The following is a 15,110-nucleotide window of genomic DNA, read 5'->3' as shown; positions in this document are numbered from 1 at the left end:
CGCGCCCAAAACGTTTATCCGACAAATGCAAGAGAGGCCTCCCCCGCATGCAACTTCTGCTCGTCGACCCCTGGTTCTATGCCGCGGCGGTGCCCGCCGTGCTGCTCGTCGGCCTCTCCAAGGGCGGCCTGGGCGGCGGGGTCGGTTTCGTCGGCGTGCCGCTGATGGCGCTGGTCATGCCGCCGGTACAGGCGGCGGCCATTCTGCTGCCGATCCTGTGCCTGATGGACGTGGCGGCGCTGTGGACATGGCGGGGCGTCTACGACCGCCGGACGCTGATCGACACTCTGCCCGGCTCCATCGCCGGCATCGGGATCGGATGGCTGTTCGCCGCCATGGTCACCGAGGAGATGGTGCGGCTGATCATAGGGACGATCGCGCTGGCCTTCGTGCTGCGCTGGCTCTATCTGCGGCTCCGCCACGGCGCCGAGCACACGGCCAAGCCGAACCGTGCCGCCGCTGCCGTCTGGGGCGCCATCGCCGGTTTTACGTCCTTCGTGGCCCATCTCGGCGGCCCGCCGTTTCAGATCTATACGCTGCCGCTTCGTCTCGATCCGAAGATATTGTCGGGCACGACGGCGATCTTCTTCGCCGTCACCAATGCACTGAAGCTCGTCCCCTATTTCGCGCTCGGCCAGTTCGACACCACCAATCTGACGGCCTCGCTGGTGCTGATGCCGCTGGCGCCGCTGGCCACGCTCGCCGGTGCCTGGATCGTGCGCCGCATGCATCCGGAAATCTTCTATCCCCTCACCTATGCCACCGTGGCCATGGTCGGCGTCAAGCTGCTGTGGGACAGCCTCGCCGGCGTGCTCTAGCTTTTTCGTAGCAGGTGACGGCCCGCGCGCTCTATGCTTAGAAGCGGGGAAAGAATGTCATCCTGGAGGGCCGCATGGCCAATCCCTACGATCTCGACCTGGACAAGAATCCGGCCAACTACCAGCCGCTGACGCCGATCTCGTATCTGGAGCGGGCGGCCAGGACCTTTCCCGAGCACGTCGCCATCATCCACGGCGACAGCTGCACGAGCTACCGCGACTTCTGGCGCCGTTCGTGCCGGCTCGCCTCGGCGCTGGCGAAGCACGGCATCGGCAAGGGCGACACGGTGACGGTGATGCTGTCCAACACGCCGCCCATGCTGGAGGCGCATTTCGGCGTGCCGATGGTCAAGGCGGCGCTGCATTGCCTCAACACGCGCCTCGATGCGGCCGTCGTCGCCTTCCAGCTCGACCATGCGGAGGCCAAGGTGGTGATCGTCGACCGCGAGTTCTCCGCAGTGGTCAAGGAGGCGCTGGCCATCGCCAGGGTTCGGCCGCTGGTCATCGACTATGACGATCCCGACTACGGCGACGACGCGCCCTATCCCAAGGGCGAGCGCATCGGCACGCTGGACTACGAGGATCTCATCGCCGGCGGCGATCCCGATTTCGCCTGGTCGATGCCCGACGACGAGTGGGACGCCATCTCGCTCAACTACACATCCGGCACCACCGGCAATCCCAAGGGCGTGGTCTACCACCATCGCGGCGCGGCGCTGATGGCCTACGCCAACACGATCCATGCGGGCATGGGCAAGCATTGCGTCTATCTGTGGACATTGCCGATGTTCCACTGCAACGGCTGGTGCTTTCCCTGGACGCTGGCGGTGCAGGCGGGCACGCATGTGTGCCTGCGCTGGGTGCGGGCCAAGGCCATGTACGCGGCCATCGCCGACCACGGCGTCACCCATCTGTGCGGCGCGCCGATCGTCATGTCGCTGCTCATCAACGCCGCCGACGAGGACCGGCGCGGCTTCCCGCAGACGGTCACCTTCAACACCGCCGCGGCACCGCCGCCGGAAGCGGTGCTGTCGGGCATGGCGGATGCGGGTTTCGCCGTCACCCATCTCTATGGGCTGACCGAGACCTACGGGCCGGCGGTGGTCAATGAGTGGCACGGCGAATGGGACGCGCTCGACAAGGCCGCGCGCACGGCCAGGAAGGCGCGCCAGGGCGTGCGCTATGCCGCGCTGGAGGACCTGACCGTGATGGACCCCGAAACGATGGAAAAGACGCCGGCCGACGGCGAGACCATCGGCGAGGTCATGTTCCGCGGCAACATCGTCATGAAGGGGTATCTGAAGAACCGCAAGGCCAGCGACGAGGCCTTCGCCGGCGGCTGGTTCCACTCGGGCGACCTCGGCGTCATGCATCCGGACGGCTATATCCAGCTCAAGGACCGCTCCAAGGACATCATCATCTCCGGCGGCGAGAACATCTCCTCCATCGAGGTGGAGGACGTGCTCTACAAGCATGCGGCGGTCGCCTCCTGCGGGGTCGTCGCGCGCCAGGACGACAAGTGGGGCGAGGTGCCGATCGCCTATGTCGAGCTGAAGCCGGGCAGGAGCGCCACCGAGGCCGAGATCCTCGAACATTGCCGCGCGCTGCTGGCCCGCTTCAAGGTGCCCAAGGCGATCATCTTCGCCGAGATCCCCAAGACCTCGACCGGCAAGATCCAGAAGTTCCGCCTGCGCGAGATGGCCAGGGAAGCGGCCAAGGGCGCCTGACGGCAGCCTGTCCGCCGTCGGGCGCCGGGAAGAACACATCGTCAGGCATGCGCGGGCTTCATGGCCCGCGGATTGCTGGACAGCGCGAGCGCCGCCCCGCCCAGCACGACCAGCGCCATCGCGCCCAGCACGAAGCCGTCCTCGAGCGTGGGCTTCAGCACCATGTCGGCGACGATGACCAGCATGACCGAATAGTCGAAGCGCGCCGCGCTCAGGATGCGCCGGCCCTGCGCCAGGGCGGCGGGGGTGACGCCATCCTTGGCGATCATCTTGCCCATCCTTTCGGCGGTGGGCTTGAACACCAGCATGCCGACCGAGAAGGTGACGAAGTAGCCGGCCAGGCCGATCACGATCCAAAGCTCGGAAAAGCCGACCCAGAAGCCGCACATGACCAGGCCGAAGGCCAGCGTCAGCAGCGACAGCGGCGCGAACAGGCGGTTGCCCAGCTCTCCCGTGGCGCGCATGGCCTGCAGCATGGCCTCGACATTGCCGGCGCGTTGGGCGCGGACGGCCAGCAGCATGAGCGTGAAGCCGCCGCCCACCCACACCAGGGCGCAGGCGATGTGAAGGAATTTGACGATCGAATACCAGTCCATGATATGTCCCTTGCGTTGCTGTTGGAAGCATTGCCCGTGACGGGCGGAGCGGCGGGAGCGATGCCCTGGCCGCCTTGAGGAGCGGGCGTTTACCACCGGGCCTGTTTCGGGACGATGCCGGCCCGGCGCCGGCTCTGTTTCAGGCGGTGCGGCTGAGGCTGCCGGGCGGCGCGGTGCGGGCTGCCCGCGCGGAAAAATCCGCCTGCCATTAAGCCGCGGTTAAGCTTTACGGGCGTTTACTGTGGGCATCCAGTGATCTGGATTCTTACCGAGTGGTTGGAGCCACTTTGTTTGACGCCTCCCTGTTAAACTCCTGAGAGCCGCCTCATCCGCGGCTCTTTTTTTATTCCGGCCGCCACCAATCCGCCGTTAACCGTTTGTTAAACATGCGCTTGCCTTGGAACGAGACGAGGCGCATTTTCGCGGCCCGGTCATATAGGGTGCGGGCCGGCGGCGAAGCCGAATCGGTGCACGACAGGCGGGCACAGGGTGGTGTTTATGAACGAACCTTCGAGGGAAAGCGCGAAGACGATCAAGCTGGCGGAGCGCCGGGTTTTCTCGCAATCTTTCAAGCCGCTCTACGGCGAAGGCATGGGGCTGGTGGAGCAGGCGGCGGAATATCTCGACGGCAAGGGCCGGGTCGAAGCCAAGACGCTGTCGCGCCTCGGCGCCACGCTCTATGCCGCCGAATCGATGCGGCTGACCACCCGCCTCATGCAGATCGCGTCCTGGCTCCTGCTGCAGCGCGCCGCCAATTCCGGCGAGATGACGCGCGACCAGGTCGCGTCCGAGAAGGTCAAGGTCCGGCTCGATACCGCTTCCGCGCATGAGGACGCCGCCGGCTGGAACGAACTGCCGCCGGATTTCCTCGACCTGGTGCAGCGCTCGCTGCGGCTGCAGGCGCTGGTGCGGCGCATGGACGAGGAAATCTATGGCGGCGGCGCGGCGCGGCGGCCGGCGGCCGGCCGCTGCAATCCCGTGTCCGACCAGATCACCCTGCTCAACACCGCGTTCGGGCGCGGCTGACCTTTCCGTCCCGAAGTTTCCGGTTTGTTCACATTTTGCTGGCATCGCTGGCCGCCTCGACTAGGCTGGGGGCGATGGGACAGGCGATTCGAATCATCGGCATCGATCCGGGGCTGCGGCGCACCGGCTGGGGCATCGTGGAAAGCCTCGGCAACACGCTGCGCTTCGTCGCCTCCGGCACCGTGCGCTCCGACGACAAGGCGGCGCTGGCCGCAAGGCTGTGCCAGTTGCACGACGGCCTCGCCGAAGTGCTTTCGGCCGCCATGCCGCATGAGGCGGCGGTGGAGCAGACCTTCGTCAACAAGGATGCGGTCGCGACCCTGAAACTCGGCCAGGCGCGCGGCATCGCCATGCTGGTGCCGGCGCGCGCCGGGCTCGCCGTCGCCGAATATGCGCCGAATGCGGTCAAGAAGGCGGTGATCGGCGTCGGCCATGGCGACAAGAAGCAGATCCACATGATGGTGAAGGTGCTGCTGCCGAAGGCTTCCTTCGACACCGAGCATGCCGCCGATGCGCTGGCGATCGCCATCTGCCATGCCCATCATCGCCAGAGCGCGGCCTATCGCATGGCATTGGCCGGATAGGTTTGTTCTTGACTTGTTCCTGTCTGCCGGGTAAGTAATACCTTTGAGGTATTACTGATGCGGGTGACTGAAAAAGGCCAGGTGACGATTCCGAGGAACGTTCGCCGCAAGCTGGGGATCGTGCCGGGAAGCGAGGTCGAGTTCAGCCTCCAGGATGATGTCGCCATCCTGCGCCGGGCGTCGCCTTCCGATGTCGGGGGCGAGGTCGCGGAATTCATGGATCACATTCGCCGGCACAAGGGAACCATGGATCTCGGCGGCATGAGCGCCGACGAATTCCTCAAGCTGCTGAGGGATTGATGCCGACGCTGGTCGACACGAACGTGCTGATCGATCTGTTCGACGTGGGCAGCCCGTGGGAAGATTGGTCGACCCGCGCCATCGAACGGCTGCGAGCCCAGGGGCCCATCGTGATCAATCAGGTCGTCTATGCCGAGATGGCGGCGGGGTTTGCCCTGGAAGCGCGTCTCGACGCGGCATTGTCCCCGTCGCGCTTCGTCCGGGAGGATTTGCCGTGGGAGGCGGCATTCGTTGCCGGGCACGCCTTCCTGGCCTATCGCCGCGGCGGCGGCCCGAAGCGCTCGCCCTCGCCGGATTTCTATATCGGGGCCCATGCGGCCATACGTGGCTATTCGCTGCTCACACGGGATCTGCACCGATACCGGGCCTATTTTCCAATGTTGCGGATCGTCGCCCCGGAAACACACCCATGAGATGGAGCCTTCGATGATCGGCAAGCTCAAGGGCACTCTGGAGGAAGTCGACGAGGACCATTGCCTCATCGACGTGCACGGTGTCTGCTATGTCGCCTTCTGTCCCTCGCGCACGCTGGCAGCGCTTCCCGCGCCCGGCGATGCGGTGGTGCTGTTCATCGAGACCTATGTGCGCGAGGACATGATCCGGCTCTACGGCTTCCAGTCGGCGCTGGAGCGCGAATGGTTCCGCCTGCTCATGAACAACGTGCAGGGCGTCGGCGCCAAGGTGGCGCTGGCGGTGCTGTCGACGCTGGCGCCGGCCGACCTGGCCAATGCGATCGCGCTGCGCGACATCGCCATGGTCAGCCGTGCGCCCGGCGTCGGCAAGAAGGTGGCCGAGCGCATCGTCACGGAATTGAAGAACAAGGCGCCCGCCTATGCCGGCGAGGCGACCGGCACCATAGGCCTCAAGCAGGAACTGGGCGAGGGCGTGGCGCCCGCGCCGGTGGCCGACGCGGTCTCGGCGCTCACCAATCTCGGCTATTCGCGCGACATCGCCGCCAATGCGGTCGCGGCGGCACTGAAGACGGCGGGCGAAGGCGCGGATTCGTCCAGGCTCATCCGCCTCGGGCTGAAGGAACTGGCACGGTGATTCCTTGATTGGAGAGACATTCCTTACTATGATCGTAGGGTAAGGAGAAGCGCCATGGGTATGATCGGCAGCATTACATCTAAAGGCCAGACGACCGTGCCGAAGGAAGTGCGGGACAAGCTCGGGCTGGCGCAAGGGGCGCGCATCGAGTGGATCGTCGAGGGCGACAAAGCGATCGTCAGGCCACGCAAGCTGCGTGCGGTGGATCTTGCCGGTATCCTGGGTCCGCCTCCTTCGGGTAGGTCGTTGAGTATCGAAGAAATGGACGAGGCCATCATGGAGGCCGTCGCGGAGGACGATGAACGCATCCAGCGCGAATGGCATGAGGGCATCGATTGATCGGGGTCGATACCAACGTGCTTGTCCGGCTCGTCGCTCCGGACGATCAACGCCAGAATGAGATGGCTCGCATCTTTTTCGCGGGACGGACGGTGAACGATCCCGCCTTTGTCAGTTCGATCGTCCTCGCCGAAACCGTATGGCTTCTCCGGCGGCACCTCGGCTATTCCCGGGCTGCGGTCGAGAATCTGGTGCGCAACCTGCTGGCTAGCGACGATTTCGTGCTGGAGCATGGCGACCGGCTCGCCGTGCTACTTGACGAGCCGGCTTCGGCACGCTCGCAGCTTGCCGATCATCTGATAGCATGGTCGGCTGAAAGGATGGGCTGCACGGCTACCGTCACTTTCGATAAGGTTGCCGCCCGGCGCGTCCCTTCCATGGAACTTCTGTCTTGAACCCTTCTCCCCGCCTGATCAGTTCCGAAAAGCGCGGCGAGGACGCCGACCAGACGCTGCGCCCGCAGACGCTCGACGATTTCGTCGGACAGGCGGCGGCGCGCGCCAATCTGAAGGTGTTCATCGAAGCGGCCAAGACGCGCGGCGAGGCGCTCGACCATGTGCTGTTCGTCGGCCCGCCCGGCCTCGGCAAGACCACGCTGGCCCAGATCATGGCGCGCGAAATGGGCGTCAACTTCCGCTCGACCTCCGGCCCGGTCATCGCCAAGGCCGGCGATCTCGCCGCCCTGCTGACCAATCTGGAGGACCGCGACGTCCTGTTCATCGACGAAATCCACCGGCTGAACCCGGCGGTGGAAGAGATTCTCTATCCGGCCATGGAGGACTTCCAACTCGACCTTATCATCGGCGAGGGGCCGGCGGCGCGTTCGGTCAAGATCGACCTCGCCCGCTTCACGCTGGTTGCCGCCACCACGCGGCTCGGCCTGCTCACCAATCCGTTGCGCGACCGTTTCGGCATTCCGGTGCGGCTCAATTTCTACACGGTGGAGGAGCTGGAACTGATCGTGCGGCGTGGCGCGCGCATCCTTTCCATGCCGCTCGGCGACGACGGCGCGGTGGAGATCGCGCGCCGCGCGCGCGGCACCCCGCGCATCGCCGGACGCCTGCTCAGGCGCGTGCGCGATTTCGCCTCGGTCGCGGGGGCCGAAAAGGTCACGCGGCACGTTGCCGACGAGGCGCTGTCCAGGCTGGAGGTGGACTCGCTCGGGCTGGATGCGCTCGACCGGCGCTACCTTTCCATGGTCGCGCAGAATTTCGGCGGCGGGCCGGTGGGCATCGAAACCATCGCGGCGGCCCTGTCGGAGCCGCGCGACGCCATCGAGGACATCATCGAGCCCTACCTGCTCCAGCAGGGCTTCATCCAGCGTACGCCGCGGGGCCGCGTGCTGGCCGCCAACGCCTGGCGCCATCTGGGCCTGGAAGCGCCCGTGGAGCCGGGGCAGGATCGCTTCGACTTCTGAAAAAACCACCCGGCCGCGGCCACGAGCGGCCTGGCAACCGGCCCGCTTCGACCCGGCGGGGCCGCTATTGTGGAGACCTTCCGCCTGTGCCAGCATGCCGGGCTGGAGGAACGCCGGCGGCCGGGGCGCTGTCGCAGGGTTCGAACGCCTCGCCCCCAGTTGCGGCTGCGCCGCCCGACGCTCCCCCGCTTGCGGCGCGAAGCAAAGGGCCGCGCAAGGCAAAGGGAGAGAGACATGCTCGACAAAGCCCCCACCGCGAGGATGCAGGAACTGCTGGACAAGTTCGGCGCCGCGCTGGCGGGCGGACGCATCGACGAGGCGGTCGAAATGTTCGCCGACCAGTGCTACTGGCGCGACCTCGTCGCCTTCACCTGGAACCTCAAGACGATGGAGGGCCGCGACCAGGTGCGCGACATGCTTCTCGCCCGGCTCGCCGACGTCAGGCCGTCGAACTGGCGGGTGGCCGAGGGCGAGGAGGCCACCGAGGCCGACGGTGTGGTGCAGAGCTGGATTTCCTTCGAGACCGAGGCGGCGCGCGGCTATGGCCTGATCCGGGTCCGGGACGGCCGCATCTGGACGCTGCTGACCACCATGGCCGAACTGAAGGGCCATGAGGAGAAGGCCGGCTTCACCCGTCCGCTCGGCGCCAAGCACGGCCAGAATGTCGGCGTCAAGAACTGGATCGAGGAGCGCGAGGAGGAACTCCGCACGCTCGGCTTCGAGAAGCAGCCCTATGTCGTCGTCATCGGCGGCGGCCAGGGCGGCATCGCGCTCGGCGCCAGGCTGCGCCAGCTCGGCGTGCCCGCCATCATCGTGGAGAAGAACGAGCGCGCCGGCGATTCTTGGCGCAAGCGCTACAAGTCGCTGTGCCTGCACGACCCCGTCTGGTACGACCACCTGCCCTATATCGACTTCCCCAAGAACTGGCCCGTCTTCTCGCCCAAGGACAAGATCGGCGACTGGCTGGAGATGTACGCCAAGGTGATGGAGCTGAACTACTGGTCCTCCACCGAGGCCAGGTCGGCCCGCTGGAACGAGGACAGGAAGGAATGGGAGGTTGTGGTCGACCGCCACGGCGAAAAGATCACGCTGCGGCCCAAGCACCTGGTCTTCGCCACCGGCATGTCGGGCAAGCCGAACATCCCCGCCTTCAGGGGCAGCGACCGCTTCAGGGGCGAGCAGCACCATTCCTCCAGACATCCCGGCCCCGACGCCTACCGCGGCAAGAAGGTCGTCGTCATCGGCTCGAACAATTCGGCGCACGATATCTGCGCCGCGCTCTACGAGGCCGGTGTCGATGTCACCATGGTTCAGCGCTCCTCGACGCATGTCGTCCGGTCGGACACGCTGATGGACGTCACGATGCAGGAGCTTTATTCCGAGCGCGCGGTGCAGAACGGCATGACCACGGCCAGAGCCGATCTCATCTTCGCCTCCCTGCCCTATGCGGTCCTGCCCGAGATCCAGAAGCCGCTCTACGACAAGATCCGCCAGATCGACGCCAAATTCTACGAAGACCTGGAAAAGGCGGGCTTCCTGCTCGATTTCGGGACGGACGATTCCGGCCTGTTCATGAAATATGTCCGCCGCGGCTCGGGCTACTATATCGACATCGGCGCCTCGCAACTGGTCATCGACGGCAAGATCAAGCTGGCCTCCGGCCAAGTGGAGGAGATCACCGAGGATGCCGTCAGGCTGGCCAACGGCACCGAGATCGCCGCCGACGTGATCGTCTACGCCACCGGCTACGGCTCCATGAACGGCTGGGTGGCCGACCTGATCGACCAGGAGACGGCCGACAGGGTCGGCAAGGTCTGGGGCCTGGGCTCGGACACGCCGAAGGACCCCGGCCCGTGGGAGGGCGAGCAACGCAACATGTGGAAGCCCACCCAGCAGGAAGCGCTATGGTTCCATGGCGGCAACCTGCACCAGTCGCGCCATTATTCGCAATTCCTGTCTCTGCAATTGAAGGCGCGCATGGAAGGCATCCCGACGCCGGTCTACGGCCTCCAGCAGGTGCATCACACCAAGTAGGGCTGCGGCATCAGCGGCGGCTTGCCAGGAAGGCTTCTATCTCGGCCAGGGTGCTGTTGCCTTCCATGGGGCCGATCCTGCCGACGGCAAGCGCGCCGGCGGCATTGGCGCGGGCCAGCGCGTCGCGGAAGCCGAAGCGGCCGGACACGGTAAGCGCCACGAAGGTGGCGCAGAAGCAGTCGCCGGCGCCGGTGGGGTCCACCACCTCCACCGCATGGCCTGCGAGTGCTTCCACGGCCCCGCTTGGGTCCGATCCGATGCAGCCCTGCGCCCCGCGCTTCAGCACCACGCAGCGCGCGCCCCCGGCATGCAGGCGCGGCGCGAAGTCGGCGAAGGATTCGCCGGGAAACAGCACCTCGGCGTCTTCGCTGCTCGGCAGCACGTAGGCCGCGAGGCCGAGCAGCGCCGTCACCGTTTCCATATAGGCCGGGTCGGCCAGCAACTCCTTGCGGACGTTGGGGTCGAAGGAGATTTCCACGCCGGCCGCGTGCAGACCCCGGCATATTTCCAGCGCGGCTTTCGCCATGGAGGGGTCGCCCAGCGTCGAGCCCGAGATGTGAAAGACGTCCGCGCCGAAGCCGCACACGGCTTCCACGGCTTCGGCCCCGGCCGGGAAGCGCGCGGCGGCCGAGCGGGCGATGTTGAACACGAAGTCGCGGCTGCCGTCGCTGTTGTAGCTGACGAAGGCGGTGCCGGTCGGAACGCCGGCCACGGTCCTGACCAGGTCGCGGGACACGCCCGCACTTGCCAGGCGCTCGCGCAGCACCTGCCCGAAGGCATCGTCGCCGACCGCGCCCGCGAATATCGCCCTTGCCCCGATCCGCGCCGCCTGGTCGATGAAGATGGCCGGGGCGCCGGAGGGGAAGGGGCCCATATAGGTCGCGGCGCGGCGGTTGCGGCCGTCCCGCTCGGTGCAGACGAACTCGACCAGAAGCTCGCCCAGAGAGCCCACCGAACCCGTCGAAAGCGCTGCCGGCTTCACGTCCATGCCCGTCTCCGAACAATCTTTTGGCGCGTAAATATCATAATTTCGGCGCGGAAATTTGAATTTGATTCCCGGCTTGACCGGTGGCAATTTCGCTGGATATGCACACGCCCTGCACGGCTGGCAAGCGGTCGGGCAAGGGGTCGAGAAGGCGGGAACCATGACGAGGAAGCGCGTGCGGACCATGGAGGAGTTCGCCGTGGCCGTGGGCCTGTCCCGGCCGACGGTCTCGAAATATTTCCAGGACCCGGCCTCGGTGCGGGCCAAAGTGCGCGAGCGCATCGAGGCGGGGCTGAAGGAGACCGGCTTCCGGCCGAACCTGTTCGCCGTCAACCTGAACCGCCGCCGCACCAAGATCATCGGGCTGATCTTCCCGAACTCGCTCGATCCCTTCTACATGGGCCTGCGCCGCCGCATCGAGAGCGAAGCGGCGAATGCCGGCTACCTGCCCTTCGTCTTCTCCTCCGACGGCAAGGCCGAGATGGAGGCGCAGGCGCTCGAAACGCTGACCTCGCTCAACGTGGCGGGCGTGCTCATGGTGCCGGTGGGCGGCGATGCGGCGCACCGCGCCAAGGTCAAGGCGCTGGCCCGCACCGTTCCGGTCGTCTTCATGGACGCCCCCTTCGATGCCGAGGAAACCTTCGTCGGCACCAACAACGCGCAAAGCATGGCGCTGATCACCGACTACCTGACCCGGTTCGGCGAGCGACCGTGCTATTTCGACATGCCCTGGGTCAATTCCAACGGCGAGGGGCGGCGCGACGCCTATGTCGCCACCATGCGGCGGCGCGGGATGGAGCCGCTGCTGGTCGAACTCAGGCACTCCATGAGCTGGGATTTCGAGCGCTATGCGTTCGAGGAGGCCAACCGCGTGCTGGGCGAGGGCGGGTTCCCGAGCCGGATCGTGCTGTGCGGCAACGATCGCGTGGCCTTCGGCGTGCTGGCGGCGGTCAACCAGGCCGGCATCAAGGTCGGCATCGAGCCCGGCTGCGAATTGCGCGTGGCGGGCCACGACAATCAGCCCCTGTCGGAATATATCTGGCCGCCGCTGACGACGGTGCAGCAGAACACGGCCGAGATGGGAAGGATCGCCATCAACCTGCTGCTTTCGCGGCTGGACAGTTCGCGCGTGTTCGACGCGCCGCCGACGCGCGGCGCCCACATCCTGCTCGACGCCGAACTGGTGCTGCGCGCTTCCGCGTGAGGCGGGCGGCGGGGCGCCGGCGTCAACCGCCCACCATGAGCTTGACCACTTCGTCATGGGTGGTTTCGGAAATCCTGCGCTCGCCGGCCGTCACGCCGCGCCGCAACACGATGATGCGGTCCGACACGGCGAAGATGTCCTGCAGATTGTGCGAGATGAAGATCACGCCGCGCCCCTGCGCCTTGAGCTGGCGGATGAGCGAGATGACCTTGCGCTGCTCGGGCACGCCCAGCGCCGCCGTGGGCTCGTCCATGATGAGGATCTGCGCGTTCCAGTAGACGGCGCGCCCGATCGCCACCGCCTGCCGCTGGCCGCCGGAGAAATTGCTCACCGGGGCGTCCAGGCGGCTGACGTGGAAATCCAGCACCGCCATGGTTTCGCGCGCCGCTTCCGCCATGGTCCTGCGGTCGAGCACGGGCAGGAAGCCGAGGGCCCGGCGCATCGGCTCGCGGCCGAGGAAGATGTTGGCCCCGATCGACAGGTTGTCGGCCAGGGCGAGGTCCTGGTAGATCGTCTCGATGCCCTTGTCGCGCGCCTCCTGCGGCGTGGTGAAGGAGACCGGCTCGCCCTTGATGCGGATTTCGCCGGAGGAGGGCCTGAACACGCCGGAGATGGTCTTGATGAGCGTGGTCTTGCCGGCGCCGTTGTCGCCGGCCAGCGCCACCACCTCGCCGGGGTGCACCACCATAGAGAAGTCGCTCAGCGCCTGCACCGCGCCGAAGTTCTTGGACAGGTTGCGAACCTCGAGCAGGGGCTGGACTGCGTCATTCATCCTGCCTGCCTCCGCTGAAGCGGCGCTGCGCCTGGTCGATCAGCACCGAGATGATGATGACCACGCCGACGCCGATGAACTGCCAGAACGGCTCGACATTCACGAATACCAGCCCGTACTGGATGATGGCGATGACCAGCGCGCCGGCGACGGTGCCGAGGATGGTGCCCGATCCGCCGAACAGGCTCGCCCCGCCGATCACCACCGCCGCGACGCTGTCGAGCAGCAGGGGCTCGCCCGCCTGGGCGGCGCCGGCGTTGAAGCGCGCCGAATAGAGCACCCCCGCCAGGCCCGCGCATGCGGCCGAGAGCACATAGAGCCGCAACTGGTGCCACTTGATGTCGATGCCGGCGCGCCGGGCGGCCTGCGGGTTGGCGCCGATCGCGTAGTTGTGCTGGCCGAAACGGGTCTGGCTGAGCAGGTAGTGCATCACCAGCACGACCACGATGGCGATGATGACGATGTAGGGCACGTTCATGACGCGCCCGTTGCCGATGGTGGCGAAGAAGGAGTTGCTGACCGGCACGGTGGTGCCGCCGGCCAGCAGGAAGGCGACGCCGCGCGCCACGCCGAACATGCCGAGCGTGCCGATGAAGGGCGGCACGCGCAGGCGCGAAACGAGAAGCCCGTTGATGAAGCCGGGAATGCAGGCCACCAGCACCGCCGCCAGCGTGCCCAGCAGGACCGCCAGCGGCATGCCCATCGAGGCGGTGGCGGCATTGATGGCATGGGCCGCAACCACGGCCGCCAGCCCCATGATGAAGCCCACCGACAGGTCTATGCCGCCGGAGATGATGACGAAGGTCTGCCCCACGGCCAGCAGCAGCGGGGCGACCGCGAAGATGGCGATGGATTGCAGGTTGAACGGGTTGAGGATGAAGGTGCCGCCGAAGCTGACGCGGGCCCAGACCTCGAAGCCGATGATCAGCGCGGCAAGGAACAGCCACGCCCTGAGGTCGGCGATGCGCTGGACCAGGCTCTTGGCACGGTCGGCGTGGTCGGCTTGCGGCCTCGCATGGGCTTCGCCGGCCGGCGCCTTGCTTTCGGTTGTCGTCATCTATCCACCTGCCGGGGCTCACCCGCCGGGAATTTTCTTGCCGGGTGCCGCCCTTCGGGCGGGCATGAACGGCTTCCCGGCAGAACCGGGAAGCCCGTCATTCGCTCAGTCGGAATAAATGTACTTGGCCACGTTCGGATCGTCGACATTGTCCTTGTCGATCACGGTGAAGCCGGTGCCGATCAGAACCGGGATCGACTGGCCGGTCAGATGGGCGAAGGCCGCGACCACGCCGAAATAGCCGATCTCGGCCGGATGCTGGGCTATGGCCTCGTCGACCAGGCCGGACTTGATGTCTTCGACGATGCTGGTGGGCGCGTCGAAGGCGACCACCTTGATGTTGCCGGTCTGGCCAGCCTGCTTCACGCCGTTGCCGGCGCCGAGCGCGGAGAACAGGTTGGCCCCGAACACGCCCTTGAGGTCGGAATTGCGCGCGAACATCGCCTGCAACTGGCTGGCCGCCTTGTTGGCGTCGTCTTCGTTGAACTGCGTCTCGAGCACGGTGATCTTGGGGAAGTGTTCGGCGATCTCCTCCTTGAAGCCCTGCTCGCGCTGGTCGGTGGTGGAGATGCCCGGCTTGACGTTGGAGACGTAGACCTTGCCTTCCTCGCCGATCGCCTTGGCCAGCGACCGCGCCGCTATGCGCCCGCCGAGGATGTTGTCCGATGCGATATAGGAGAGCGGGAAGTCGGCGTCGCCGGAACCGGTCTGGTACTTGCCGTCGCCGATGAAGGTGTCGACGGTGATGACCGGTATGCCGGCGTCGAAGGCCTTGCGCAGCGGCTCGATCAACTGCCTGGTGTCGGTGGGCGCGATCAGGATGGCGGAGGGCTGGCGCGCGATCACCGCGTCGAGCACCGGAACCTGCAGCACCGCGTTGAATTCGGGCGCGCCCTGGAACGCCAGTTCCACGCCCAGCGCGTCCGCGGCGGCCTGCGCGCCCTTGCGCATGGTGATGTAGAAGGCGTCGGTGGTCAGGCCGGGGATCAGGGCGATCGTGAATTTCTTCTCGCCCTGTGCAAGGCCGGGGCTGACGGTCAGCCCGAACGACGTGGCGACGACGGCTGCCGCGGCAGTCTTGAGAACAGTACGGCGCTCCATGGTTTCCTCCCTGAATGAGCTTTGTACGAACCTGTGACTGAATGACGATTTGGTCTGCCCGCTCGGTGAAGTGACGGATCACGCCGGCAAGCGGCTGGCACCG

The 15,110-nt window shown here is 66.4% G+C and carries 17 protein-coding genes; 12 read left to right on the top strand and 5 right to left on the bottom strand.

What is annotated here, in order from left to right; all coding sequences use genetic code 11:
- Window positions 1-47 precede the first annotated feature (47 nt).
- Entirely contained in the window at window positions 48-818 is a 771-nt protein-coding gene (locus ACTDI4_RS20875; RefSeq protein ID WP_442842977.1) for a sulfite exporter TauE/SafE family protein, read from the top strand.
- Between the two features lie 74 nt (window positions 819-892).
- The gene (locus ACTDI4_RS20870) at window positions 893-2,545 is read left to right on the top strand and encodes an acyl-CoA synthetase (protein ID WP_442842976.1); all 1,653 of its coding nucleotides are present in this window, start codon (window positions 893-895) and stop codon (window positions 2,543-2,545) included.
- Between the two features lie 41 nt (window positions 2,546-2,586).
- Here ACTDI4_RS20870 and ACTDI4_RS20865 read toward each other — a convergent pair whose 3' ends face one another.
- Complete coding sequence (locus ACTDI4_RS20865) at window positions 2,587-3,141, bottom strand: DUF2269 family protein (protein WP_442842975.1); 555 nt, start codon at window positions 3,139-3,141, stop codon at window positions 2,587-2,589.
- 498 nt (window positions 3,142-3,639) lie between these two features.
- Here ACTDI4_RS20865 and rcdA point away from each other — a divergent pair, with 498 nt between their 5' ends.
- From rcdA to ACTDI4_RS20820, 9 genes are all read left to right on the top strand, one after another.
- On the top strand, window positions 3,640-4,167 hold the full coding sequence (rcdA, locus tag ACTDI4_RS20860) for a protease adaptor protein RcdA (RefSeq protein WP_442842974.1): 528 nt from the start codon (window positions 3,640-3,642) through the stop codon (window positions 4,165-4,167).
- A gap of 74 nt (window positions 4,168-4,241) precedes the next feature.
- Window positions 4,242-4,751 carry a crossover junction endodeoxyribonuclease RuvC gene (gene ruvC, locus ACTDI4_RS20855; RefSeq protein ID WP_442842973.1) on the top strand — a complete coding sequence of 170 codons (510 nt, stop codon included), beginning with the start codon at window positions 4,242-4,244 and terminating at the stop codon, window positions 4,749-4,751.
- A 57-nt stretch (window positions 4,752-4,808) separates the two neighbouring features.
- On the top strand, window positions 4,809-5,051 hold the full coding sequence (locus ACTDI4_RS20850; protein ID WP_442842972.1) for an AbrB/MazE/SpoVT family DNA-binding domain-containing protein: 243 nt from the start codon (window positions 4,809-4,811) through the stop codon (window positions 5,049-5,051).
- On the top strand, window positions 5,051-5,464 hold the full coding sequence (locus ACTDI4_RS20845; RefSeq protein ID WP_442842971.1) for a type II toxin-antitoxin system VapC family toxin: 414 nt from the start codon (window positions 5,051-5,053) through the stop codon (window positions 5,462-5,464). Before ACTDI4_RS20850 ends, ACTDI4_RS20845 begins: the two co-directional genes overlap by 1 nt.
- A 13-nt stretch (window positions 5,465-5,477) precedes the next feature.
- Window positions 5,478-6,098, top strand: coding sequence for a Holliday junction branch migration protein RuvA (ruvA, locus tag ACTDI4_RS20840; protein WP_442842970.1), 621 nt, complete (start codon window positions 5,478-5,480; stop codon window positions 6,096-6,098).
- 54 nt (window positions 6,099-6,152) lie between these two features.
- Complete coding sequence (locus tag ACTDI4_RS20835; RefSeq protein ID WP_442842969.1) at window positions 6,153-6,437, top strand: AbrB/MazE/SpoVT family DNA-binding domain-containing protein; 285 nt, start codon at window positions 6,153-6,155, stop codon at window positions 6,435-6,437.
- The gene (locus tag ACTDI4_RS20830) at window positions 6,434-6,832 is read left to right on the top strand and encodes a PIN domain-containing protein (RefSeq protein WP_442842968.1); all 399 of its coding nucleotides are present in this window, start codon (window positions 6,434-6,436) and stop codon (window positions 6,830-6,832) included. Before ACTDI4_RS20835 ends, ACTDI4_RS20830 begins: the two co-directional genes overlap by 4 nt.
- Window positions 6,829-7,854, top strand: a complete 1,026-nt coding sequence (gene ruvB, locus ACTDI4_RS20825; protein WP_442842967.1) for a Holliday junction branch migration DNA helicase RuvB — start codon at window positions 6,829-6,831, stop codon at window positions 7,852-7,854. The genes ACTDI4_RS20830 and ruvB overlap by 4 nt, the downstream gene beginning before the upstream one ends.
- Window positions 7,855-8,088: 234 nt before the next feature.
- Window positions 8,089-9,888: an NAD(P)-binding domain-containing protein gene (locus tag ACTDI4_RS20820; protein ID WP_442842966.1), complete on the top strand. Its 1,800-nt coding sequence runs from the start codon at window positions 8,089-8,091 to the stop codon at window positions 9,886-9,888.
- A 10-nt stretch (window positions 9,889-9,898) separates the two neighbouring features.
- On the opposite strand, the gene ACTDI4_RS20815 is transcribed toward ACTDI4_RS20820, so the two are convergent.
- Window positions 9,899-10,876: a sugar kinase gene (locus ACTDI4_RS20815; RefSeq protein ID WP_442842965.1), complete on the bottom strand. Its 978-nt coding sequence runs from the start codon at window positions 10,874-10,876 to the stop codon at window positions 9,899-9,901.
- A 181-nt stretch (window positions 10,877-11,057) separates the two neighbouring features.
- Between ACTDI4_RS20815 and ACTDI4_RS20810 the strand changes: the two genes are divergently transcribed.
- A complete protein-coding gene (locus ACTDI4_RS20810) occupies window positions 11,058-12,077 on the top strand; it encodes a LacI family DNA-binding transcriptional regulator (protein WP_442843420.1) in 1,020 nt (339 codons plus the stop codon).
- A 22-nt stretch (window positions 12,078-12,099) separates the two neighbouring features.
- Here ACTDI4_RS20810 and ACTDI4_RS20805 read toward each other — a convergent pair whose 3' ends face one another.
- From ACTDI4_RS20805 to ACTDI4_RS20795, 3 genes are all read right to left on the bottom strand, one after another.
- A complete protein-coding gene (locus ACTDI4_RS20805) occupies window positions 12,100-12,849 on the bottom strand; it encodes an ATP-binding cassette domain-containing protein (protein WP_442842964.1) in 750 nt (249 codons plus the stop codon).
- Window positions 12,842-13,906: an ABC transporter permease subunit gene (locus ACTDI4_RS20800; RefSeq protein WP_442842963.1), complete on the bottom strand. Its 1,065-nt coding sequence runs from the start codon at window positions 13,904-13,906 to the stop codon at window positions 12,842-12,844. The genes ACTDI4_RS20805 and ACTDI4_RS20800 overlap by 8 nt, the downstream gene beginning before the upstream one ends.
- A 105-nt stretch (window positions 13,907-14,011) precedes the next feature.
- The gene (locus ACTDI4_RS20795; protein ID WP_442842962.1) at window positions 14,012-15,007 is read right to left on the bottom strand and encodes an ABC transporter substrate-binding protein; all 996 of its coding nucleotides are present in this window, start codon (window positions 15,005-15,007) and stop codon (window positions 14,012-14,014) included.
- Window positions 15,008-15,110 lie beyond the last annotated feature (103 nt).

Origin of the sequence: Mesorhizobium sp. PUT5, assembly GCF_052216645.1 — a bacterium.
GTDB lineage: Bacteria > Pseudomonadota > Alphaproteobacteria > Rhizobiales > Rhizobiaceae > Mesorhizobium.
The sequence above is the reverse complement of the archived record's forward strand: the minus strand, read 5'-3'. Positions and strand labels throughout refer to the sequence as shown.

Bases quoted from the DNA above. Each gene is read 5' to 3' on its own strand.
- ruvA (WP_442842970.1), top strand. From the start codon at position 5,478: ATGATCGGCAAGCTCAAGGGCACTCTGGAGGAAGTCGACGAGGACCAT.
- ACTDI4_RS20850 (WP_442842972.1), top strand. From the start codon at position 4,809: ATGCGGGTGACTGAAAAAGGCCAGGTGACGATTCCGAGGAACGTTCGC.
- ACTDI4_RS20815 (WP_442842965.1), bottom strand. From the start codon at position 10,876: ATGGACGTGAAGCCGGCAGCGCTTTCGACGGGTTCGGTGGGCTCTCTG.
- ACTDI4_RS20870 (WP_442842976.1), top strand. From the start codon at position 893: ATGGCCAATCCCTACGATCTCGACCTGGACAAGAATCCGGCCAACTAC.
- ACTDI4_RS20865 (WP_442842975.1), bottom strand. From the start codon at position 3,141: ATGGACTGGTATTCGATCGTCAAATTCCTTCACATCGCCTGCGCCCTG.
- ruvC (WP_442842973.1), top strand. From the start codon at position 4,242: ATGGGACAGGCGATTCGAATCATCGGCATCGATCCGGGGCTGCGGCGC.
- ACTDI4_RS20875 (WP_442842977.1), top strand. From the start codon at position 48: ATGCAACTTCTGCTCGTCGACCCCTGGTTCTATGCCGCGGCGGTGCCC.
- rcdA (WP_442842974.1), top strand. From the start codon at position 3,640: ATGAACGAACCTTCGAGGGAAAGCGCGAAGACGATCAAGCTGGCGGAG.
- ACTDI4_RS20820 (WP_442842966.1), top strand. From the start codon at position 8,089: ATGCTCGACAAAGCCCCCACCGCGAGGATGCAGGAACTGCTGGACAAG.
- ACTDI4_RS20795 (WP_442842962.1), bottom strand. From the start codon at position 15,007: ATGGAGCGCCGTACTGTTCTCAAGACTGCCGCGGCAGCCGTCGTCGCC.
- ACTDI4_RS20800 (WP_442842963.1), bottom strand. From the start codon at position 13,906: ATGACGACAACCGAAAGCAAGGCGCCGGCCGGCGAAGCCCATGCGAGG.
- ACTDI4_RS20845 (WP_442842971.1), top strand. From the start codon at position 5,051: ATGCCGACGCTGGTCGACACGAACGTGCTGATCGATCTGTTCGACGTG.
- ACTDI4_RS20810 (WP_442843420.1), top strand. From the start codon at position 11,058: ATGGAGGAGTTCGCCGTGGCCGTGGGCCTGTCCCGGCCGACGGTCTCG.
- ACTDI4_RS20835 (WP_442842969.1), top strand. From the start codon at position 6,153: ATGGGTATGATCGGCAGCATTACATCTAAAGGCCAGACGACCGTGCCG.
- ACTDI4_RS20805 (WP_442842964.1), bottom strand. From the start codon at position 12,849: ATGAATGACGCAGTCCAGCCCCTGCTCGAGGTTCGCAACCTGTCCAAG.